At 72.0% G+C, this 21,084-nt stretch carries 16 protein-coding genes; 5 read left to right on the top strand and 11 right to left on the bottom strand.

The genetic code is table 11. The features are described from left to right. Positions 1 to 2 precede the first annotated feature (2 nt). From hflX to miaA, 6 genes are all read right to left on the bottom strand, one after another. Entirely contained in the window at positions 3 to 1,508 is a 1,506-nt protein-coding gene (gene hflX / locus AC068A_RS24020; RefSeq protein ID WP_478588024.1) for a GTPase HflX, read from the bottom strand. A 204-nt stretch (positions 1,509 to 1,712) separates the two neighbouring features. Continuing rightward, positions 1,713 to 3,158 (bottom strand): M1 family metallopeptidase, encoded by a 1,446-nt coding sequence (locus AC068A_RS24015; protein ID WP_478588022.1) that lies wholly within the window; start codon positions 3,156 to 3,158, stop codon positions 1,713 to 1,715. 247 nt (positions 3,159 to 3,405) lie between these two features. Then, positions 3,406 to 5,532 (bottom strand): RelA/SpoT family protein, encoded by a 2,127-nt coding sequence (locus AC068A_RS24010; protein ID WP_478588020.1) that lies wholly within the window; start codon positions 5,530 to 5,532, stop codon positions 3,406 to 3,408. Between the two features lie 140 nt (positions 5,533 to 5,672). Beyond that, positions 5,673 to 6,548, bottom strand: coding sequence for a diaminopimelate epimerase (gene dapF, locus AC068A_RS24005; protein ID WP_478588018.1), 876 nt, complete (start codon positions 6,546 to 6,548; stop codon positions 5,673 to 5,675). 112 nt (positions 6,549 to 6,660) lie between these two features. Then, the gene (locus AC068A_RS24000; RefSeq protein WP_478588145.1) at positions 6,661 to 7,191 is read right to left on the bottom strand and encodes a hypothetical protein; all 531 of its coding nucleotides are present in this window, start codon (positions 7,189 to 7,191) and stop codon (positions 6,661 to 6,663) included. Positions 7,192 to 7,322: 131 nt separating this feature from the next. Then, the gene (miaA, locus tag AC068A_RS23995; RefSeq protein ID WP_478588016.1) at positions 7,323 to 8,261 is read right to left on the bottom strand and encodes a tRNA (adenosine(37)-N6)-dimethylallyltransferase MiaA; all 939 of its coding nucleotides are present in this window, start codon (positions 8,259 to 8,261) and stop codon (positions 7,323 to 7,325) included. 164 nt (positions 8,262 to 8,425) lie between these two features. Here miaA and AC068A_RS23990 point away from each other — a divergent pair, with 164 nt between their 5' ends. Beyond that, entirely contained in the window at positions 8,426 to 8,644 is a 219-nt protein-coding gene (locus AC068A_RS23990) for a hypothetical protein (protein WP_478588014.1), read from the top strand. 23 nt (positions 8,645 to 8,667) lie between these two features. Continuing rightward, complete coding sequence (locus tag AC068A_RS23985) at positions 8,668 to 8,913, top strand: antitoxin (protein WP_478588012.1); 246 nt, start codon at positions 8,668 to 8,670, stop codon at positions 8,911 to 8,913. A 90-nt stretch (positions 8,914 to 9,003) separates the two neighbouring features. On the opposite strand, the gene AC068A_RS23980 is transcribed toward AC068A_RS23985, so the two are convergent. Further along, positions 9,004 to 9,741, bottom strand: a complete 738-nt coding sequence (locus AC068A_RS23980) for a class III extradiol ring-cleavage dioxygenase family protein (protein ID WP_478588010.1) — start codon at positions 9,739 to 9,741, stop codon at positions 9,004 to 9,006. 203 nt (positions 9,742 to 9,944) lie between these two features. Further along, entirely contained in the window at positions 9,945 to 11,465 is a 1,521-nt protein-coding gene (miaB, locus tag AC068A_RS23975) for a tRNA (N6-isopentenyl adenosine(37)-C2)-methylthiotransferase MiaB (protein ID WP_478588008.1), read from the bottom strand. A 524-nt stretch (positions 11,466 to 11,989) separates the two neighbouring features. On the opposite strand from miaB, the gene AC068A_RS23970 reads away from it, so the two are divergent. The 3 genes from AC068A_RS23970 to AC068A_RS23960 are packed head-to-tail and all read left to right on the top strand — an operon-like array spanning position 11,990 to position 16,041. Continuing rightward, positions 11,990 to 13,048 (top strand): pyridoxal phosphate-dependent aminotransferase, encoded by a 1,059-nt coding sequence (locus AC068A_RS23970; RefSeq protein ID WP_478588006.1) that lies wholly within the window; start codon positions 11,990 to 11,992, stop codon positions 13,046 to 13,048. Positions 13,049 to 13,083: 35 nt separating this feature from the next. Then, positions 13,084 to 14,166 carry a cupin domain-containing protein gene (locus AC068A_RS23965; RefSeq protein WP_478588004.1) on the top strand — a complete coding sequence of 361 codons (1,083 nt, stop codon included), beginning with the start codon at positions 13,084 to 13,086 and terminating at the stop codon, positions 14,164 to 14,166. 27 nt (positions 14,167 to 14,193) lie between these two features. Then, positions 14,194 to 16,041, top strand: a complete 1,848-nt coding sequence (locus tag AC068A_RS23960; protein ID WP_478588002.1) for a pyridoxal phosphate-dependent decarboxylase family protein — start codon at positions 14,194 to 14,196, stop codon at positions 16,039 to 16,041. On the opposite strand, the gene AC068A_RS23955 is transcribed toward AC068A_RS23960, so the two are convergent. From AC068A_RS23955 to AC068A_RS23945, 3 genes are all read right to left on the bottom strand, one after another. Further along, the gene (locus tag AC068A_RS23955) at positions 16,035 to 16,862 is read right to left on the bottom strand and encodes a methyltransferase domain-containing protein (RefSeq protein WP_478588001.1); all 828 of its coding nucleotides are present in this window, start codon (positions 16,860 to 16,862) and stop codon (positions 16,035 to 16,037) included. The genes AC068A_RS23960 and AC068A_RS23955 overlap by 7 nt on opposite strands. A 32-nt stretch (positions 16,863 to 16,894) precedes the next feature. Then, a complete protein-coding gene (locus AC068A_RS23950; protein ID WP_478587999.1) occupies positions 16,895 to 19,243 on the bottom strand; it encodes an ATP-binding cassette domain-containing protein in 2,349 nt (782 codons plus the stop codon). Between the two features lie 95 nt (positions 19,244 to 19,338). Beyond that, positions 19,339 to 20,937, bottom strand: coding sequence for a condensation domain-containing protein (locus tag AC068A_RS23945; protein WP_478587997.1), 1,599 nt, complete (start codon positions 20,935 to 20,937; stop codon positions 19,339 to 19,341). Between the last annotated feature and the right edge of the window lie 147 nt (positions 20,938 to 21,084).

Here is a 21,084-nt window from a genome sequence, read left to right as displayed (position 1 = left end):
GGTCACCGGTTCGCCGGGACGAACGGGGACAGCTCCGCCGCCAGTTGCTCGTGGACGCGCACCTTGAGGAGGGTGCCCTCCGGGGTGTGCTCCTCGGAGATCACCTCGCCCTCGGCGTGCGCCTTGGCGATCAGCGAGCCGTGCGTGTACGGCACCAGGGCCTCCACCTCGACCGCGGGCCGCGGCAGTTCGATGTCGATGAGCCGCAGGAGCTCCTCGATACCCTGCCCGGTACGGGCCGAGACGGCGATGGAGTGCCGCTCGATGCGCAGCAGCCGCTGGAGGACCAGCGGGTCCGCGGCGTCGGCCTTGTTGATCACCACGATCTCGGGCACGTCGACCGCGCCGACCTCGCGGATGACCTCGCGTACGGCCGCCAGCTGCTCCTCCGGGGCCGGGTGCGAACCGTCCACGATGTGCAGGATGAGGTCGGAGTCGCCGACCTCCTCCATCGTGGAGCGGAACGCCTCGACCAGGTGGTGGGGCAGGTGCCGGACGAAGCCGACGGTGTCGGCCAGGGTGTAGACCCGGCCGCTCGGCGTCTCGGCCCGGCGCACGGTCGGGTCGAGGGTGGCGAACAGGGCGTTCTCCACGAGCACGCCCGCACCGGTGAGCCGGTTGAGCAGCGAGGACTTGCCGGCGTTGGTGTAACCGGCGATGGCGACGGAGGGCACCTTGTTGCGGCGCCGCTCCTGCCGCTTGATGTCGCGGCCCGTCTTCATCTCCGCGATCTCCCGGCGCATCTTCGCCATCTTCTCGCGGATCCGCCGCCGGTCCGTCTCGATCTTGGTCTCACCGGGGCCTCGGGTGGCCATGCCGCCGCTGCCGCCACCCATCTGCCGGGACAGCGACTGGCCCCAGCCGCGCAGGCGCGGAAGCATGTACTGCATCTGCGCGAGGGCGACCTGCGCCTTGCCCTCTCGGGACTTGGCGTGCTGGGCGAAGATGTCGAGGATCAGGGCCGTCCGGTCGACGACCTTGACCTTGACGACGTCTTCGAGGGCGATGAGCTGGCCGGGGCTGAGCTCACCGTCGCAGACGACGGTGTCGGCACCGCTCTCCAGCACGATGTCGCGCAGCTCCAGGGCCTTGCCCGAGCCGATGAAGGTGGCGGGGTCGGGCTTGTCGCGGCGCTGGATCACGCCGTCGAGCACGAGGGCACCGGCCGTCTCGGCGAGGGCGGCGAGCTCCGCGAGGGAGTTCTCGGCGTCCTCCACCGTGCCGGAGGTCCACACGCCGACGAGCACGACGCGCTCCAGGCGCAGCTGTCGGTACTCGACCTCGGTGACGTCTTCGAGCTCGGTGGAGAGGCCGGCGACGCGGCGCAGGGCGGCGCGCTCGGAGCGGTCGAACTGTTCGCCGTCGCGGTCTCCGTCGATCTCGTGGCTCCAGGCGACGTCCTCTTCCATCAGGGCGTCGGCCCGAAGGCTCTCGGTGAAGCTCTGCGAGGCGCGCACGTCGTCCTGTGCGTCCCGCGCGTCCTGGGAAGGGGAAGAAGAGGAGGTCATGGGATCCTTACGTCGGTGTCGGATGGGCCCGCATCGGGTGGCCGCGGGCCGCAGCGCGCGGCCGGGGCGTCACTCCTGGCCGCAGCTCCGCCGACCGCGCGTGCCGCACGCGACACAGTACTGTCACGGTCAACGGGTCGCGTCACCGGAAGATTCCCTCCGGCGGGCGGCCCTGTCGATGGTGACATGCCCGTTCCCGCCGGGTCACACGCTTTTCGGGCCGCTCCATTCCGGATGGCCGGGCATCGCCGGGGTCGTCTTTCCGTACAGCCACGGCTCCAGGAAGGCCTTCAGGTCGCGTCCTGCCACGTCGGAGGCCATGCGGACGAAGTCCCGGGTGTCCGCGACGGAGTCCCGGTGCTCGGTGACCCAGCGGCGCTCCAGCCGGTCGAAGGCGGCGGCGCCGATCTCCTGCCGCAGCGCGTACAGGATCAGGGCGGCCCCGTCGTAGACCACGGGCCGGAAGAGTCCGATCTTCTCGCCGGGGGCGGCCGGCTTCGGTGCCGCCGGGGGCCCGCCGGCCGCACGCCACTGGTCGGAGCGCTGGTACGCCTCGCGCATGCGCCGTTCCAGGGAGTACTTGCCGAGGCCGTCGGCGTACAGGGCCTCGTACCAGGTGGCGTGCCCCTCGTTGAGCCACAGGTCGGACCAGGTGCGCGGGGCGACGCTGTTGCCGAACCACTGGTGGGCGAGCTCGTGGACCATGACGGCCTCGACGTACCACTCGGCGTAGACCTCGCTGGAGAAGAGGCCGCTCTCGAAGAGCGAGAGGGTCTGCGTCTCCAGCTCGAAGCCGGTCTTGGCCTTGGCGATCAGCACCCCGTACGTCTCGAAGGGGTAGCGTCCGACACGCTCCTCCATCCACTCGATGTGTCCTGGAGTCTTCTTCAGCCAGGGCTCGAGCCGCTCTCGATCGGCGGCCGGGACGACGTCGCGCAGCGGCAGCCCGTGCGGTCCGGTGCGCTCCACGACGGCCGAGTCGCCGATGGAGACCTGGGCGAGCTCGGTGGCCATGGGGTGCAGGGTGCGGTACGTCCACGTGGTCGCGCCCGTCGCGGTGCGGGCCGGGAGGGCGCCCGGCAGCCCGTTGGCGACGGCCGTGAGCCCGGCTGGGGCGGTGATCCGGAACGTGAAGTACGCCTTGTCGGCGGGGTGGTCGTTGCACGGGAAGACGCGGTGGGCGGCGTCGGCCTGGTTGGCCATGGCGAGGCCGTCCTCGGTGGGCACCCAGCCGCCGTCGGTGATGCCGCGCGGGTCGCTGGTGTGCTTGACCGTGATGTGCAGCGGGCCGCCCGCGGCCACCGGGCTCGCGGGGGTGAGCACCAGGTCCTCCCCGGCGCTCTCGAAGCGCGCCGGTTCCCCGTTGACCTCGGCGGAGGCGACCGTGCCGTGGGTGAAGTCGAGGTTGATCCGCTCCAGCGGCTCCTGGGCGCGGGCGTCGATCGCGGTGACCGCGTCGAGGGGGGTCGCGTTGTCCCGGTAGGTGAGGGACAGGTCGTACGCGAGGACGTCGTACCCGGGGTTGCCCAGCTGCGGGAAGAGCGTGTCGCCGATGCCCAGCGGTGTCGGCGGGGGCAGCACGGCGGCGGTGAGGGTGAGGGAGGCCGCGGCGAGCAGGGCGGCGCGCAGGCGCGGGGAGGTGAGCTGCATCCCCTACCGCATACCAGCGCCCGCCGCGTGCCGGGGTACGGCGCGCGACGGGTCCACCCGAACGGGATCTTGCGGCCTCGGCCCGGCCGCCATGCGGCCGACACCCCGCCAGCGGCCCCCTCCTGTCGTGCCTCGGTCCCGTCATGCCCCGGTACCGGTCCCGGACGGCCGGCGCCGACCGTCCGGGCCCCGATCCCGGCCCCGATCCCGGCCCCGCCCGGTGCGTGCCTCGTGCCCGGTGCGTGCCCTACGCCCGATCCACGTCGTAGACCCCGGGCACGTCCCGCATCGCCCGCATCAGCGCCGGCAGGACGGACGCGTCCGGCAGCTGGAGGGTGTAGGTGTGCCGGACCCGCTGCTCGACGGGCGGTTCCACGGTCGCCGAGACGACCTCGACCCCTTGGCGGGCGATGGCCTCGGTCAGGTCGGCCAGCAGGTGCGGGCGGCCGAACGATTCCGCGGTCAGGGTGACCCGGCAGTCCGCGGTGGCCCGCCAGTGCACGGCGACGGAGGTGCGCCCCAGCGAGCGCATCTGGGCCACGGCGGCGCACTCGACGCGGTGGACGGTGACGGCCCCGCCCCGGACCACGAACCCGGCGACCTCGTCGGGCGGCACGGGCGTGCAGCAGCCGGCCAGCCGCACGGTGGCGTCGGGCAGGTCGGCGGCGGCGTTGCCGCCGCCGCCCCGGGCCCCGACCACCGAGAGCGGGGCCCGTGCCGGCGTGGTGGTGGGGGTGGCCCCGTCGGGGTGGTCCCGGAGCCAGCTGCTGATGGCGATCCGGGCGGCCTGGGTCTTGGCGTGTTCCAGCCATTCGGCGGCGGGGCCGGAGGAGGAGTCCTGGGCGAGCAGCAGTTGTACGGTGTCCCCGTCGGACAGGCGGGTGCCCAGGGAGGCGAGACGCCCGTTGACGCGGGCGCCGATGCAGCCGTGGGCCGTCTCCCCGTACTGGGCGTAGGCGGCGTCGATGCAGGTGGCCCCGGCGGGCAGGCCGAGGGTGCCCCCGTCGGCGCGGAAGACGGTGATCTCCCGGTCCTGGGCGAGCTCGGCGCGCAGCCCGCTCCAGAAGGTGTCGGGGTCGGGTGCGGAGCGCTGCCAGTCGAGCAGCCGGGCCAGCCAGCCGGGCCGGGTGGGGTCCACCCGCTCCTCGTCGCCGTCGCCGCCGTCCGCCGCAGCGGTGCCGGCGGCCGTGGCGGTGGGGGTGGCGGTGGCGGTGGGGGTGGCGGTGGCGTACGGGTTGCCGAGCGCGATCACGCCGGCTTCGGCGACGCGGTGCATCTGCCGGGTGCGGACGATGACCTCGGCGACGTACCCGTCGGGGGTGGCGACGGCGGTGTGCAGGGACTGGTAGAGGTTGAACTTCGGGGCGGCGACGAAGTCCTTGAACTCCGAGACGACCGGGGTGAAACAGGTGTGCAGCTCCCCCAGCACCCCGTAGCAGTCGGCGTTCTCCCCGACGAGGACGAGGATGCGGCCGAAGTCGGAGCCGCGCAGCTCGCCGCGTTTGACGGCGACGCGGTGCACGGAGACGAAGTGCCGGGGCCGTACCTGGACCTCGGCGGCGATGCCGGCGTCGCGCAGGACGGCACGTACGGAGTCGGCGATGCCGGGCAGCGGGTCGGCCTCGCCGGCGTGGGCCGCGATGAGGGCGCGGGTGTGCTCGTACTCCTCGGGGTGCAGGATCGCGAAGACGAGGTCTTCCAGTTCGGTCTTCAGGGCCTGTACGCCGAGCCGTTCGGCCAGCGGGATGAGCACGTCCCGGGTGACCTTGGCGATGCGGGCCTGTTTCTCGGGGCGCATCACGCCGAGGGTGCGCATGTTGTGCAGCCGGTCGGCGAGTTTGATGGACATGACGCGGACGTCGTTCCCGGTGGCGACGAGCATCTTGCGGAAGGTCTCGGGCTCGGCGGCCGCCCCGTAGTCGATCTTCTCGACCTTGGTGACGCCGTCGACGATGAAGCAGACCTCGTCCCCGAACTCGGCGCGGACCTGATCGAGGGTCACGTCGGTGTCCTCGACCGTGTCGTGGAGGAGGGAAGCCGTCAACGTGGTGGTTTCGGCGCCGAGTTCGGCGAGGATCAGGGTGACGGCGAGCGGGTGTGTGATGTACGGCTCACCGCTCTTGCGCATCTGGCCGCGGTGCGACGACTCGGCGAGGACGTACGCGCGGTGCAGGACGGACAGGTCCGCGTCGGGATGGTGGGCGCGGTGCGCCTCGGCCACATGGCCGATGGCATCGGGCAGCCGGTCCCGGGGCGTGGGCCCGAGGAGGGCCGCGCGCCCGAGTCGACGCAGGTCAATGCGGGTCCGGCCCCGTCTGCGGAGCTCGGGGCGCACTTCGGGTCGTGCTTCGGGGTTCGTGGCCTCTGCACTCATGGGCACCTCCGGCGGCTTCGACCGGCTGCGGCGGGCATGGGGTGAGCCCTCAGGGCCGGTGTCTGATGCTACCGGCCCCACCACGTGGCGCAGTCCGCCTCTCGCTGAGCGTGAAACGGATCACCCATGAGAGGGAATCTTCAGGCGAAGGCCGTTTCGGTCAGCCAGGAGGGGTCGAGCTCCCCCGCTGCCACGATCACGGCGGGTCCGGTCATGTCGATCCGGCCGTCGGGGTGTTCGGTGATGAGGAGGGTGCCGCCGAGGAGGTCCACCGTGTACGTGACGGGCTGTCCGGTGACGGCCGGGTCGGCGCCGTCGCGGCGGACGGCGGCCACGGCGACGGCGCAGGCGCCGGTGCCGCAGGAGCGGGTCTCGCCGGAGCCGCGTTCGTGGACGCGCATGGCGACGTGCCGGGGGCCGCGGTCGATGACGAACTCCACGTTGACGCCGGCCGGGTAGACCTCGGCGGGGCTGTACTGCGGCGGGTCGAGCAGCCGTCCGGCGTGGTCGAGGCTGTCGACGAACGCGACGGCGTGCGGGTTCCCCATGTTCACGTTGCGGGCGGGCCAGGCGCGGTCGCCGACGACGACGGTGACCTGCTCCTCCGGGAGGACGGCGCGGCCCATGGAGACCGTGACGTCGCCGCTCTTGTCGAGGTGCACCCGCTTGACGCCGCCGCGGGTGGCGACGGCGAGGTCGCCGGGCTCGACGTGCCCGGCGTACTGCAGGTAGCGGGCGAAGACGCGGACGCCGTTGCCGCACATCTCGGCGATGGAGCCGTCGCTGTTGCGGTAGTCCATGAACCACTCGGCCTCGTCGGCCATGTGCGCGGCCTCGGGGTGGGCGGCGGACCGGACGACGTGCAGCACTCCGTCCGCGCCGATGCCGGCGCGCCGGTCGCACAGCCTGGCGACGGCGGCGGCGGGCAGGTCGACGGCGTTGTCCGGGTCCGGGACGATCACGAAGTCGTTCTCGGTGCCGTGGCCCTTGAGGAAGGAGAGGCTGGTCTGCGTCACGCGCCCATCGTACCGAGGAAGGTTTCCGACCGGCCGGCGGCCACGGCGGACGCCGCGGGCACGGCAGGCTTGTCGGGCACGGCCAGCGCTGCGGGCACGGCAGGCACGGCGGCTACCGCAGCCGGGCCACCCGGTAGACGGCGAGGCCTACGACGGCCAGCACGACCAGGGCGTACAGCGCGGCCATGCGCCAGTCGGGGCGGCGGCCGCTGCCCCGGGGCGGGAGCCCGGGCCAGGTGTAGCCGACGCGGCGCGCGGCCATCATGCCCCAGCCTGCCGCGCAGCAGCTGATCAGGAAGCCGAGCATGGCGACCACGGCTCCGCCGTCGCCGAACTCGAAGGCGAGGGGGAAGGCGAACATCAGGGAGCCGGCGGCGGCCAGCATCACGATCGGGGCGATCTGCCAGATGCGCAGCCGGCGCTGCGGGCGCAGCTCCACCTCGAACTCGGGGCCGGCCGGGTCCTCGCCCTCGCCGGAGCCGGAGGCGTCCGGGCCGTCGGAGGTCAGCCGGGCAGGGTCGGCGGGCAGCCCGAGCTCTTCGGGGACCGCGGGCACGACGGGCACGGCGGGCTCGCCGAGGACCGCCGGGTCCGTCGTCCCCCGCGTCCCGTCCCGCCCGGTGTCACGAGGGCCGGCCTCCATCGCCACGCGCCCTCCCCACTCGGACTTCGCACGCTGCCGTTCACCGCCGGTGACCACACCCGCGGAATTTGATGATGGCACGGTCCGGGGCCCCGAACGCGCGCGCGGGGCGTCCCGATGCCATCACGTGATCAGGCTGTAACCGCTCGTTCGACCAACGACTGCGCGAGTCCGGGGAGTTCCCGGCGGTCCGCGGCAGCTCCGCTGAGCCAGTGGACACGGGGGTCGCGGCGGAACCAGGAGTCCTGGCGGCGGGCGAACCGCTTGGTGGCCCGGATCGTCTCGGCCCTGGCCTCGTCCTCGGTGCACTCCCCGGCCAGGGCGGCCAGCACCTGCTGGTAGCCGAGCGCCCTGGAGGCGGTGATCCCGTCGCGCAGGCCGCGGACCTCCAGGGCCCGGACCTCGTCCACGAGCCCGTCCTCCCACATCCGGTCCACGCGCCGGGCGATCCGCTCGTCGAGTTCCGGCCGGCCCACGTCGACGCCGATCTGGACGGTGTCGTAGACGGACTCGTGGCCGGGCAGGTTGGCGGTGAAGGGCTTCCCGGTGATCTCGATGACCTCCAGGGCGCGGACGATGCGGCGGCCGTTGCCGGGCAGGATCGCCTGCGCCGCGGCCGGGTCGGCGGCGGCGAGCCGGGCGTGCAGGACACCGGGGCCGCGCTCGGCGAGCTCCTCCTCCAGCCGGGCCCGGACGGCGGGGTCGGTGCCGGGGAACTCCATGGCGTCGAGGGCGCCGCGGACGTACAGCCCGGATCCGCCGACGAGGACGGGCGTACGGCCCTGGGCGAGCAGCTTGTCGATCTCGGCGCGGGCCAGGCGCTGGTACTCGGCGACGCTCGCCGTCTCGGTCACGTCCCAGATGTCGAGGAGGTGGTGCGGGACCCCGCCGCGCTCCTCCTCCGTCAGCTTGGCGGTGCCGATGTCCATCCCGCGGTAGAGCTGCATGGAGTCGGCGTTGACGACTTCGCCGTCGAAATGGCGGGCCAGGGCCACGCCCAGGTCGGACTTTCCGGCCGCGGTGGGGCCGACGACGGCGATGACCCGCGGGGCGGGGGCTGCGTTGCTCACTGCCCCAGTCTCGCAAACCCTCCGGCATGTACTCGATCGAGCTACGTGACGGGGTGGGGGCGGGGTCGTTGCCCTGACGTGGTTCCGCCGGGCGTGCGCCCGGCGCAGGCGCGGCCGGACCGGGCGGAACTTCACCCGCACGAGTAACGTTAAGGGGAGTAGACATGGGCGTTTTTGACCGGTTTTTTCGTCGCAAGGGCCATGTGGCGGCTGATGACGTCGCGACGGAGGACGTGACGGCGGAGTCCGTGGTGGCCGACGGGGCAGCCGGGCCCGGGTCGGCTGCGGTGCAGCCTCCCGCGGCGGAGGCCGCGGAGATTCCGCAGCAGCAGTCGGCGCGGGCCGCGGCGGACAGCGAAGCCGGCGAGGACGCCCGTACGTAGCCACCGCCACGGGAAGGTGACCCATGGGCCTGCTGGACACACTGAAGGCCAAGCTCGCTCCGGCGAAGGAGAAGGTCGGCGACCTCGCGCACAAGAACGAGGGCAGGATCGGCGAGGGTCTGGACAAGGTCGCGAAGGCCGTGGACTCCAAGACGCACGGCAAGTACAGCGACAAGATCACGTCCGGAACGGGCAAGGCGAAGGAAGCCCTGGGCAAGATCGCGCACAAGGAAGCCCCCGGCGGGCCCACGCCGCCGGCCGCCTCCTGACCGCGGTCCCGGAAGGGGCGCGGGGCCGGCGGCCACCGCGCCCTTTTCCATGTCCGGGGCCGGGGCCGGGGCGGCGGCCGGTCAGGACGGCTAGGACCAGGCGGCGACGAAGTAGCCGACGCCGTAGGGGGCGTCCTCGTAGAGCAGCCGGCCGCCCAGGCCCGCGCCCTCGGCGGCGCCGGCCAGCACCTGCCAGGGGGCCCGGCCCGCGGCCTGGAGCTCGCGGGCGAGGCCCGCGTCGAGGGCGGCGAGCGCGGCGGTGTCGGCGTCGGCGAGGGCTCGCGCGGCGGCGGCGTCGAAGGGGGCGGCGCGCTCGTCGAGGTAGCCGGGCGCCTTCACGGTCCGGCAGGCGCTGCCGTCGCCCATGACGAGGAGGGCGACGCGGTCGGCGCGCGCGGCGAGTTCGCGGCCCGTCTCGAGGCAGCGGGCGGTGTCGAGCGCCTCGGGCACCGCGAGCGCCTCCAGGGGTGCGGCCCCCCACCGGGCACGGTCGAGGAGCCAGGCCGCCACGGCGAGCGAAGTCGGCAGCGGAAGCGGCCCCGTGCCGCCCTCCCTGCCGCCGTCGCCGTCGCGCTCGCCGTCTCCGAGGCGTACGTCGACCCCGACGCCGAAGCGGCGGAAGCTGCCGCGGGCGCCCTGGGGGTAGGGCCCGGATTCCCCCTCCCCGGCGGCGCCCACCACGACCAGCACGTCGGGGCGGGAGGCGGCGAGCACCGCGAGGGCGTCGGAGCAGGCGGTACGGGCGTCGCCGAGTTCGGCGGCGGCCCCCGCGGCGACCTCGGGCACGAGGAGCGGCGGGGCGGGGCAGACGGCGGCGGCTACGAGCATGATCCGCAGCCTAGCCGCCGGCACCGCCCCGCGGGATCCGCCGGCCCGGGCTCACCGCGGGTCCGATCCGGGTTCCGGCGGCGCCTCGCATCCGCCGCGGCAGGCAGCACCTTGCCCGGCTCCGGAGGTCGGCAGCGCGAGTAGGACCGCCGACCCGGGTGCCGGTGCCGGCCGGGGCGGCGGGACGGGGGCGGCGATCCGGCTCAGCCGGCGAGGCCGCAGGAAGGGGCCGACTCCGGGAGCGGGGCGGGGACGCCCAGCGTGGGGATGCCGAGCATGACGCCCTTGGGCTGCGCCGGGGCCGCGTTGCGCTTCTCCCAGGCGTCGCCGGCCCGGGTGCGCCGCACGGACTGCGTCGGGCCCTCGGCGAGGAGGTGGTGCGGGGCCGCGTAGGTGATCTCCACGGTCACCACGTCGCCCGGGCGGACGTCCTCGTCCGGCTTCGTGAAGTGGACCAGACGGTTGTCGGGGGCGCGGCCGGACAGGCGGTGCGTGGTGCCGTCCTTGCGGCCCTCGCCCTCCGCGACCATGACCTCGAGGGTGCGGCCGACCTGCTTCTTGTTCTCCTCCCAGGAAATCTCCTCCTGGAGGGCCACCAGGCGCATGTAGCGGTCCTGGACGACCTCCTTGGGGATCTGGCCCTCCATGTCGGCGGCCGGGGTCCCGGGGCGCTTGGAGTACTGGAAGGTGAACGCGCTGGCGAAGCGCGCCTCGCGGACCACGTGCATCGTCTGCTCGAAGTCCTCCTCGGTCTCGCCGGGGAAGCCCACGATGATGTCGGTGGAGATCGCGGCGTGCGGGATGGCCGCGCGGACCTTCTCGATGATGCCGAGGAACCGCTCCTGGCGGTACGAGCGGCGCATCGCCTTCAGGATCCGGTCCGAGCCGGACTGGAGCGGCATGTGCAGCTGCGGCATCACGTTCGGGGTCTCGGCCATGGCCGCGATCACGTCGTCGGTGAAGTCGCGCGGGTGCGGGGAGGTGAAGCGGACCCGCTCCAGGCCCTCGATCTGCCCGCAGGCCCGCAGCAGCTTGGAGAAGGCCTCGCGGTCGCCCAGGTCGGAGCCGTACGCGTTGACGTTCTGGCCGAGCAGGGTGATCTCGGAGACGCCCTCGCCGACCAGGGCCTCGATCTCGGCGAGGATGTCGCCGGGACGGCGGTCCTCCTCCTTGCCGCGCAGCGCCGGGACGATGCAGAAGGTGCAGGTGTTGTTGCAGCCGACGGAGATCGAGACCCAGGCGGCGTACGCGGACTCGCGGCGGGTCGGCAGCGTGGAGGGGAAGGCCTCCAGCGACTCGGCGATCTCGATCTGCGCCTCCTCCTGGATGCGGGCGCGCTCCAGCAGGACGGGCAGCTTGCCGATGTTGTGCGTACCGAAGACGACGTCGACCCACGGGGCCTTCTTGACGATCGTGTCGCGGTCCTTCTGCGCCAGGCAGCCGCCGACGGCGATCTGCATGCCGGGGCGCCTGGTCTTCATCGGGGCGAGCCGGCCGAGGTTGCCGTACAGCTTGTTGTCGGCGTTCTCGCGGACGGCGCACGTGTTGAACACTACGACGTCGGCGTCGCCGTCGGAGCCCTCCGGGGCCCGGGTGTAGCCCGCCTCCTCCAGCAGTCCGGAGAGTCGCTCGGAGTCATGCACGTTCATCTGGCACCCGTAGGTGCGCACCTCGTATGTTCCCTTGACGTCCACTGCCGTGCTCCGGTCGCTGCTGCTGGTCATGGAACAAGGGTAGGTGCTGCCCGGGAGAGCCCACTGCCGCAGCCCGGCAGAGCCGCCCCGCGGAGGCCGCTGCTGCCGCTGCTGTCGCTGGAGAGCGTGGTCCGGCGCGGGAAGGCATGACGGCCGCGGCGCGCGGACGGGGCATTCGTTGTTTCCGGCGGGACACAGCCGCTTTGCGCTGCGATTTTTCGAGTGCGCGGAATCGATTCCGTATACCGAAACGTTTTCCCCGTCACACGAATGAAACCCGGAAGATCGATTTTAGGATATTCATGACTGTGCAGGGGTGTTGTGCGAAGGTTGCACAATTCGGTGCGGACCCGTAACACTGTGCGCAACACCCCCCTCCCGGGGCGGCGTACCGAAAGCGGCAGTGCGCTGAATTCGGCGGTACCGGCGTGGAATGCGCACCGAATTGCGCCCCATTCTGCGCCCATCGGGAAGCGTGAACGTCACTGTGATGCGAGATAGGCTGCCTCATGCCTCGTAGAGAGTTAAGGCGAGCACGGGAGTCCGTTCTTTCCATGGGGCTGCTGGGTCCGTCCGGACCCAGGCCGGAAAGCCTCGGACTCGTTGACCTCCGATCCAATCAGAACCCCTTCGGCGGGCGGTACGGCCGCTATCCCGAGTACTCGCCGGATTTCCTCGCGCCCCTCTACCTGGCGGCGCTGGAGGTTCTTGATCCGCCTCCGTCCTGCGGCCAGGGTGAGGGTGCCTTCCCGCAGGACGGCAGTCGTCCCCGGCAGGCGGATGTGGCCATCACCCGTGGGGCCACGGAGGCACTGGACCTCCTCCTGCGGGCACTGTTCGAGCCGGGCAGGGACGCCGTGGCGGTCACCTGGCCGAGCTTCGGCGTCTTCGAGCAGTTCGCAGCACTGCACGACGTGACGCGATACCGGGTGCCGCTCGGCGGGGTGCGGTACGACCGGCTGGACGTCGATCGGCTGCTGTCGCTTCCGGTCAAGGGGATCTTTCTCTGCAACCCCAACAACCCGACCAGCACCTGTCTGGACGCCGACGACCTGGACCGCCTGCTGGACCGGTTCGACGGCATCGTGATCGTCGACGAAACGTATGCCGAGTTCACCGGCCGGCCCTCACTCGGCCACCGGCTGAGTTCACATCCGGGTCTGATTTCGGTGAGGTCGATGTCGAAGGCGCTCGGCATGGCGAATCTGCGGCTGGGAGCGGTCCTCGGGGCACCCGATCTCATCGAGGCGGTGCGCCGGGTCCGGCCGCCGTTCCCCGTCCCCGGCCCGGTGGCCGAGGCCGCCGCGGCGGAATTGTCCGACCATGCGCAGCTCGTATCGCGTGTCTCCTCCTGCGTAGCGGAACGCGACCGGCTGGCGAAGGCGCTCGCGGACTGCCCGGGCGTGCAGGACGTCTTCTCCGACGCGGGATTCGTGACCGTTCGGGTGGTCGACCGAGACGCCGTGATGGCGGAACTCAAGGACTCCCGCATCGCTGTGCATCCCGAGCCGGAAGGCTGGCACGGATTTCTTCGGGTCTCCGTCGGAGCACCGCAGGAAAACGCGCTGCTGCTTTCCGCTCTCCGGCGCAGCGCCCGACACATCCCCCTCTGACCCCTCTGCCCCCCTCTCACAGGAAGCAGCCATACATGAACGACGCACTCACCATCGACAGGCCGCAGCTGGCCACCGACGTCGTGACCGTCAGGCGCAAGGACATCCGCGCGATCTCCTCCGTCATGGTCGACGGAAAGTCCCACCGGCTCGGCGAGCAGCGGGACTTCCGGCGCAACGACCTCCTGGCCGACTTCGTCCCGGAGGCGGGACGGCTGTCTCTGGCCTGGGTACGCCTGGCCGACGGCGAACAGCTGGACGTCCACCAGCATCCGACCAAGTCGATGATCCTGGTCTGCAAGGGTTCGGTGCGCCTCCTCGGAGACCGGGAGGAAGAGCTGGCCGAGGGCGACACCGTCGTGGTCCCCCCGGGCGCCCGGCACGGCTTCGTCACCAGGCCGGGCGAGGAGTTCCAGGGACTCTCGGTGCAGTTCGAGGGCGGCGGGCTCTACGAGGACGAGTCGGCGCCGCGTGTCGAGTTCAGCGGCGGCCTCGCGTCCCTGGCCGACCTCGAGCGGTACAACGACGAACGGCTGCAGGCGTTCGGCAAGCACCACATGTTCGACCTGTTCGACAGTGGTCGGGTCGGGGCGGACCCCGAGATGCGCGACCGCTTCGTTTCCGCTCTGTACGTCTGGTCCGTGTATTTCCAGCGCATGCTCTACGCGCGGCAGGCGGTCTGTGCCGATCCGCTGCTGCGCGAGGTGTACGCCGACCACCTGCGGGAGGAGTTCGGGCACGACGTGCTGCTGAAGGAGCAGCACGGCGTCAGTGAGACGGTCTACGACCCCATGCTGGAAGCCGTCGGCAACTGGTTCGTCATGCAGATGCACGGCACGGACGAGGCGGCGAAGATCGTGATCGTTCACATGGTCGTCGAGTCGTGCTGCGCGGTGTTCGGCGAGCGCACCAGTGTGGCCTTCACCGAGAGGTCCGCGGCCGACGGCTCCTACTTCGACCTGCACGCGGAAGTGGACGAGGACCACCGGGAGCTGGGCCGCGACTACCTTCGCGGGCTGTCCGCCGCCCAGTACTCCCCGCTGCGGCAGGTCTGTGCCCAGGCATGGGACCAGATCGACCTGCTCTTCGACCGTATCGCCGCCCACATGGTGCGCTGAGCTGCCGACCTGCACGGAGGAGGGCCGATGCGCCACGCACGCTCGGATGCGGGCCTGTTTCCGCACCCGGACAACCGCGACACGTTCATGGAACTGCTGCGGCACGTCACCGACGACTACTACCGGTGGTACACGCAGTGTGCGGGAGCGGCGGCACCGGCTCTTCCCGCGCCCGAGGACGGGGGGTACGGCGGGCACCGCTCCGCCGGGCCGCCCGAGAGCATGAAGACCGTCGGCGACCTGGTCCGGGAGCTGTCCGGGCGGCTCGCGCGGGAGTCGACGCCGTTCCCCTCGCCGCTGTATCTGGCCCACATGACCACGGACCTCCCGGTGGCGGCGAGTCTGGCCCACCTCTGCGCGATGCTCTACAACCCCAACAACGTCACACCGGAGGTCGCTCCGGTCACCACCGAGCTCGAACACGAGGTGTCCGAGGACCTGTGCCGCCTGATCGGCCACGCCCCCGGCACGGGGTGGGCGCACCTGTCGTCGGGAGGGCACGCCGCCAATTACGAGGCCATGTGGATCGCACGCAACCTGCGCAGCGTGCCCAGCGCCGTGGCGGCCCACCCCGCCGCACGCGACCTCGTCTCCGGCGTGCCCCCGGTCGTCCTGGCCAACATGCCGGTCGCCCGTGTCCTCGACCTCGTCGAGGCCCTGTCCGGGCGCGGACTCCTCCCCGAGATCGCGCGGCTGGCCGCCGCACAGCGGCGTGAGGCGAACACCGCCGGCACGCTCCTGCTCGCCCGCAGTGCCCACTACGCCTGGGACAAGTGCGCCGACCTGCTCGGGCTGGGACCGGCCGACGTGGAGCCGGTGGGACTGACGCCGGCACACCGGCTGGACGTGCACGCGCTCGGTCGGCGCGTACGGGACCTGCTGCAGAGGGGACAGCCGATCCTGGCCGTGGTCGCCATGTGCGGCAGCAGCGGCGAGGGCGCCGTCGACGACCTGGACGCCGTTCTGCGGTTGCGCGCCGATTGCGAGCGGCACTTCGGAGCATCGTTCTACGTCCATGTCGATGCCGCATTCGGCGGGTACTTCCGCAGCCTGTGGCTGGAACCCGACGGTGGCATGGCGCCCTACGACGACCGGCCGCAGGCCGGCAGCGGCGCCCGAATGAAACCAGAGGTCCACGCCGCTTTCCGTGCGCTGCCCGGGGCCGACTCGGTGACCGTGGACCCGCACAAGAGCGGTCACACCCCGTACCCCGCGGGCAGTCTGGTGCTGCGCGACCGGCGGGCCGTCGCCCTTGTGGCCCGGGAGTCGGCGTATTTCGGTCACGGGGACGGCAGCCGGCTCCCCTTCGGTCCGCACACGCTGGAAGGGGCGCGCCCCGGGGCTGCGGCTGCGGCCGTCTGGGCGGCGCACCGGCAGATCGGTCTGCACGCCGATGGCTACGGCCGCCTGCTGGGCGGCTGCATCGCATCGGCTCAGCGTCTGCACGAGCGGTTCTCGCCTCGGCGGTCCCTGCCCACCGGGCCAGGGACCGCCGGGGCCCCCGAGATCGTCAGCTGCTTCCCGCCGGATCTGAACATGATCAACTTGTCGGTCGGCCCGATGGACACCGATGGGGGCAGCGTCCCGGCCGGCCGGGCGGCGGGCGCCGCCGGCCGCCGGGTGCTGGAATCGATCCTTGCCGAGGCGGCCTCGGCGCCACTGACCAGCCTCTACGTCTCCGGGAACACCCTCACCGGCCGCTCCCGGCCCGGAGAGGCGGAGCAGGTGCTGCGGCTGTGCCTCATGAAGCAACTCGGAGCGGGGGCCCTGGACACGGTGGTGCGGAGTCTGCAGGCTGCCGTTTCCCGGTCCCTGGGCACGGCGGGCGCTGCCGGTACCGTCGCGCGGCCGGCCCCCGTTTCCGCGGTTCAGTGACGGCGGGCGACGATGAAGAGGCGCCGGAACGGGAAGAGCGTCCTCCCGTCGGGCAGTGACGGGTACGCCGCACGCAGCCGGTCCAGGTAGGAGCTGCGGAAGGCACCGAACTCGGCCGCGGACAGCCCGTCGATGACGGGCCGCAGCCCAGCGGCCTCGACCCAGGTCCACACCGGGTCGGGGCCGCTCAGCACGTGCAGGTACTCGGTGCTCCAGATGTCCGGTTCGACGGCGGGGCTCGCGAGCAGGGCGTGGTAGTCGGCCGCATCCAGGGTGTGGGGCCGGGAGAGCGCCCCGCGCAGCTCCGGCGGACCGAGCGGCGTTCCTCCCGGCCCGCCGTCCTCCAGTGTCTCCAGCATCAGGCGGAACCACGGCGTGTGATGGAACACCGGCATCTGCACCGCCAGCGCACCGCGGGGGGCGAGGTCGCCGGCCAGGCGCCGCAGGATGCCACCGTGGCCGGGAACCAGGTGGAACAAGGAGTTGGCGAGCAGCAGACCGGGCGGGCGCGGGGGGCGCCACGAGCCGATGTCCTCCTGGTGCAGGAGCGCCTCCGGCGCTGTCTCGGCAGCCGCTCGCAGCATCTCCGCGGAACTGTCGACGCCGTGCACCTCGGCGCGGGGGAAGCGTTCGGTGAGGAGACGGGTGATGGTGCCGGGGCCGCACCCGATGTCGTACACGACGGAGGGGGGAGCCTCGAACCGGACCCGGTCCAGCAGCTCCAGCGCGGGCCGCATCCGGTGTTCCGGGAAACGCAGGTACAGCTGCGGGTCCCAGCTCACGGCGGCGTATGAGGCACTGCACGTGTCTCCGGCAGTCATGGTCGTCCGTTCGTTGGAGGTACGGTCTGGCATCAGGCGGACACCAACTGGCCGGCCTGCAGTTTCCAGAGACCGGCGTACATGCCGTCGCGCGCCAGGAGTTCGCCGTGGGTCCCCTGCTCGGTCACCCGGCCGCCGGCGCTCAGGACGTAGATCCGGTCGGAGCCCCGGACGGTGGACAGCCGGTGCGCGATGATGATCAGCGTGCGGTTGGTCCCGAACTTCTGCAGGGCGTCCTGGATGGCCGCCTCGGTCTCGTTGTCGACCGCGGACGTGGCCTCGTCCAGGATCACGACCGGAGGGTCGCGCAGGACCGTGCGGGCCAGCGCGATGCGCTGCTTCTGTCCGCCGGACAGCGCGGCACCGCGTTCTCCGACCAGGGTGTCGTAGCCGTGGGGCAGCGCGTCGATGAAGTCGTGCGCCCCGGCGGTGCGGGCCGCGGCGACGAGCTGCTCGTCGGTGGCGTCGAAGGTGCCGTAGCGGATGTTCTCCGCGATCGTGGCATCGAACAGGAACGGCTCCTGGGACACGTACCCGATCGTGCGGCGCAGCTCGGGCAGGGAGAGGGCGCGGACGTCCGTGCCGTCGAGCAGCACCCCTCCGTGGCTGGGGTGGCGGAACCCCATGAGCAGTTTGGCAATGGTGGTCTTGCCCGCGCCGGTGGTGCCGACGATGCCGATGGTCTGGCCGGCACCGACGGTCAGAGAGGTGCCGCGCAGCGCCGGGGGCCGTCCGGGGTAGGCGAACGCGACCTTCTGGAGCTCGATCTCCCCCTTGACCTGCTGTGCGGGCAGCGGATGGCCGCCCCGGGCACTGCGCTCCTCCGGCAGGTCGTGCAGGTACTGCACGCGGTCCAGAGCCGTGAGTGTGCGCTGGTACTGGTCGGTGACGCTGCCGAGCCGGTTCAGCTTCGCGAGGGCGTTGCCCGGCATTTCGATCAGTGGGCCGAACGCCACGGCGGACAGCGTGCCCCCCAGCACGGCCTTGCCTCCCAGCAGCAGTGTTCCGACCAGTGCCGAGCAGGCGGACAGCCGCAGGACCTGGGTCCGGGCCGCCGCGCTGCGATCGGTGCGCCGGTTGAGCTCGCGGTAGTCACGGCTCAGGTCGGCGACGCGCCCCCGCTCGTGGTCCTCGGTGCACGCGGCCTTGATGGTGGTGTGCGCCTGAAGGTTCTCGGCCATGCGGCCGTTCAACCGCGCGCGCCGCTCTCCGGAGGCACCGTGGTCGGCGATCGCGCGCCTGTGGAACCGGAAGGACAGCCAGGTGACCAGCGGGACCGGGGCAAAGGCGACCCACGCGATCTGCGGTGCCAGGAGCATGTACACCGGGACGAGCACGGCGAAGCTGGTCGCGAGTTGGACCACTTCGTGCAGGTTGGTGCTGACGAAGGAGCCGATCTGGCCGATGTCCTCGGTCAGCACCGATGTGATCCGGCTGGTGCGCTCGTTCTCCAGATCGGCCGGCGCCAGGCGCTGGACGTGGTCGTAGGTGCGCGTGCGCCAGTCGTCCTCGACGGCCTGCCCCAGCCGTCGCCAGCTGACGTCGGCCTGGTAACCCAGGGCAGCCATGGCGACGCACGCCAGCCCTGCGGCGCCGGCGAGAGCCGACAGCTGGGCCGCGGTAGTCGCCAGACCCCACTGCGCCAGGGTGGTGCTTCCGCCTCTGGCGAGCACCAGGATGATCGAGGGGACCAAGGCGTACATCGCCATCTCCGCGAACTGGGCGAGTACGGAGAGGAGCGTCGCCGCGCGGAGCTGCCGCTTGTGCTTGCCGATGATGTGCCGCAGCGGACGCTCGCGCGGAGCTGCACCCTCTGGCCGCTGTGCGCGGTCGAACTGCCGCCATGACCGTTTGACCACGATCGCTGTCGCCGTGGCGGCCAGTCCCAGGCTGACGACCGGGTTGGCGAGCAGTTTCAGGCAGAGCGTGCCGCAGGCTGCGACCGCGGCGGCGGTCGTGACGGCAGCGCCCGAGGTCACGGCCTTGGGAAGGACGTGACGCCGAGCCGGTGCGGCCCGTCCGTCCGGGCCCGGACGGCTCGCGGTGCCGTTTCGGGAGGTGCCGCGGTCGCGGTACGCGTCGGCCTGCATCAGGCCGCGCGTGACGGCCACGTGCACGCGCAGGGCGATGTCCTGTGAGGCGATGCCGGGGTCGTGCAGCACCAGCACCCGCCCGGTGACCGGGTTCACGTGCGCCTCGGTGATCTCGTCACCCTCGGTGAGGTGGTTTTCGATCAGGCGCGCGAGGAACGGCCTGCCCGTGACCTTCTCGAAGTCCCAGCGCTGTCTGCCGGGAATCACTGAGCGGGCCCGCAGCATCCCCCGAACGTCGGGATGGCGTGGCATGGGCGGGGTGGTGGGCTGGGCTACCAGCAGGGACATCGCGACAATCACCGGTTTTCGGATGGGGCGCCGGATGGTGCGGCACCGCCGCGGGGCACGTCCGTACCCCGCGGCTGGGATGGGGGACCCAGGAGCTAGCGAGCGCGCCCGGGGAGAGGACGGGACGGGGCCGACCGGTGATCCAGGGAACTCAGCGGCAGGTCGGGGGAGTGCGCGACCGCTGCCAACAGCCGTACCCAGCGAGCGAAGAGATCGCTGATCGTCCGCCGGTCGAACAGGTCGGTGTTGAACCGGAACAAGCCGTCCATGCCGGCCGGACTTCCGTCCGCCTCTTCTCGTTCCGTCAGGCCGATGCACAGCGGGTCGTGGGCCGTGCCGGTCCCCACGTCGACTTCACTCACGTGCATTCCGGGCGGGTCGAAGCGGCCCTGGGGGGTGTTCTGCAGGATGAGCATCACGTGGTAGAGCGCGTCGGGGGCCCCGAGCGCCTCCACCAGCTGAAGGAAGTGCAGGTCCTGGTGGGCGTAGGCGCCGAGCGCGGTTTCCCGGGACTGTTCCAGGAGCTCGGCGAAGGTGGGGTCGCCGGAGGTGTCCGTCCGCAGCACCAGGAGGTTGGCGACGAAGCCCACCAGGTCGTCCAGGGCCTGGTCCGTGCGTCCGGCGACGGGGATGCCGACAAGGATGTCGGTGCCGGCGCCCAGCTCGGTGAACACGGCGGCGAGAGCGGCGTGGAGCACCATGAACAGGCTCGTCCCCGTGCCGCGGGCCAGTTCGGCCAGCTGCGCGTGCAGCCCGGCGTCGATGCCGACCCTGATGTGGTCGCCACGGTGCGAGACGGCGGAGGACCAGGACCGGTCGTAGGGGAGCGGGAGTTCTTCGGGGATGCCGGTGAGGTTCTTGGTCCAGTACGCGAGTTGGCGGGCGGCGAGGCTGTCGGGGTCGCCGGGGTCGCCGAGGAGGTGCTGCTGCCACAGCGTGTAGTCGGCGTACTGCACGGGCAGGGGCTGCCAGGACGGCTGCCCGCCCCGGCTGCGGGCCGCGTACGCGGTGGCCAGGTCACGCGTGAGCACCCCGACCGACCAGCCGTCGGCAGCGATGTGGTGCACCACGAGCAGGAGCACGTGCTCACCGGGCCCGACCGCGAACAGCTCGGCATGCACCGGCAGCTCCGCGGCCAGATCGAACGGATGCCGGGCGGCCTGCGCCAGCAGCCCGGGAAGACCCTCCTCGTCCGTATCGGTGACCGCGAGCACCGCGGACGTCCCGGACGGCGCGAGGACGTGCTGGCAGGCCACGCCACCGCTCTCCCGGAACACCGTCCGCAGGGCCTCGTGCCGGGCCGTCACATCGGCCAGCGCCCGCCCGAGCGCCGCACGGTCCAGATCACCGGTCAACCGCAACGCCAGGGGAATGTTGTACGTGGCACCCGGCCCCTCTTCGCAGTACAGGGACCACAGCCACTGCTGTCCGTAGGACAGCGGCATCCTCTTGGGACGCCGTCCTCGCACGAGGGCGGCGCGGACCGGCTGGGAAGCGCTGCCCAGCCGGGTCGCCAGTGCGGCGACGGTGGGGGCCTCGAACAGTGTGCGTACGGTCAGTTCTGTGCCGAGGGTGGTGCGGATGCGGCTGGTGAGCCGGGTGGCCAGCAGGGAGTGGCCCCCCAGGGCAAAGAAATCGTCATCGGCTCCCACCACCGGCATACCCAGCACCTCGGCGAACAAACCCGCAAGCACCTGCTCCTCAGGCGTACGCGGAGCCCGACCACCCCCCACAATCTCCGCACCGGGCACAGGCAGCGCAGCCCGGTCCAGCTTCCCGTTCGGAGTCAGCGGCAACGCCTCCAGCACCACCACAGCCGAAGGCACCATGTAAGCCGGAAG

The sequence above is a fragment of the Streptomyces sp. NPDC043854 genome (assembly GCF_056436005.1).
This window is presented reverse-complemented; position numbering and strand designations above follow the sequence as displayed.

What these genes read in the sequence shown, in the direction of transcription:
- hflX (WP_478588024.1), bottom strand. Translation starts at nt 1,508, where the DNA reads ATGACCTCCTCTTCTTCCCCTTCCCAGGACGCGCGGGACGCACAGGAC.
- AC068A_RS24015 (WP_478588022.1), bottom strand. Translation starts at nt 3,158, where the DNA reads ATGCAGCTCACCTCCCCGCGCCTGCGCGCCGCCCTGCTCGCCGCGGCC.
- AC068A_RS24010 (WP_478588020.1), bottom strand. Translation starts at nt 5,532, where the DNA reads ATGAGTGCAGAGGCCACGAACCCCGAAGCACGACCCGAAGTGCGCCCC.
- AC068A_RS24000 (WP_478588145.1), bottom strand. Translation starts at nt 7,191, where the DNA reads ATGGAGGCCGGCCCTCGTGACACCGGGCGGGACGGGACGCGGGGGACG.
- AC068A_RS23990 (WP_478588014.1), top strand. Translation starts at nt 8,426, where the DNA reads ATGGGCGTTTTTGACCGGTTTTTTCGTCGCAAGGGCCATGTGGCGGCT.
- AC068A_RS23985 (WP_478588012.1), top strand. Translation starts at nt 8,668, where the DNA reads ATGGGCCTGCTGGACACACTGAAGGCCAAGCTCGCTCCGGCGAAGGAG.
- AC068A_RS23980 (WP_478588010.1), bottom strand. Translation starts at nt 9,741, where the DNA reads ATGCTCGTAGCCGCCGCCGTCTGCCCCGCCCCGCCGCTCCTCGTGCCC.
- miaB (WP_478588008.1), bottom strand. Translation starts at nt 11,465, where the DNA reads ATGACCAGCAGCAGCGACCGGAGCACGGCAGTGGACGTCAAGGGAACA.
- AC068A_RS23970 (WP_478588006.1), top strand. Translation starts at nt 11,990, where the DNA reads ATGGGGCTGCTGGGTCCGTCCGGACCCAGGCCGGAAAGCCTCGGACTC.
- AC068A_RS23965 (WP_478588004.1), top strand. Translation starts at nt 13,084, where the DNA reads ATGAACGACGCACTCACCATCGACAGGCCGCAGCTGGCCACCGACGTC.
- AC068A_RS23960 (WP_478588002.1), top strand. Translation starts at nt 14,194, where the DNA reads ATGCGCCACGCACGCTCGGATGCGGGCCTGTTTCCGCACCCGGACAAC.
- AC068A_RS23955 (WP_478588001.1), bottom strand. Translation starts at nt 16,862, where the DNA reads ATGACTGCCGGAGACACGTGCAGTGCCTCATACGCCGCCGTGAGCTGG.
- AC068A_RS23950 (WP_478587999.1), bottom strand. Translation starts at nt 19,243, where the DNA reads ATGTCCCTGCTGGTAGCCCAGCCCACCACCCCGCCCATGCCACGCCAT.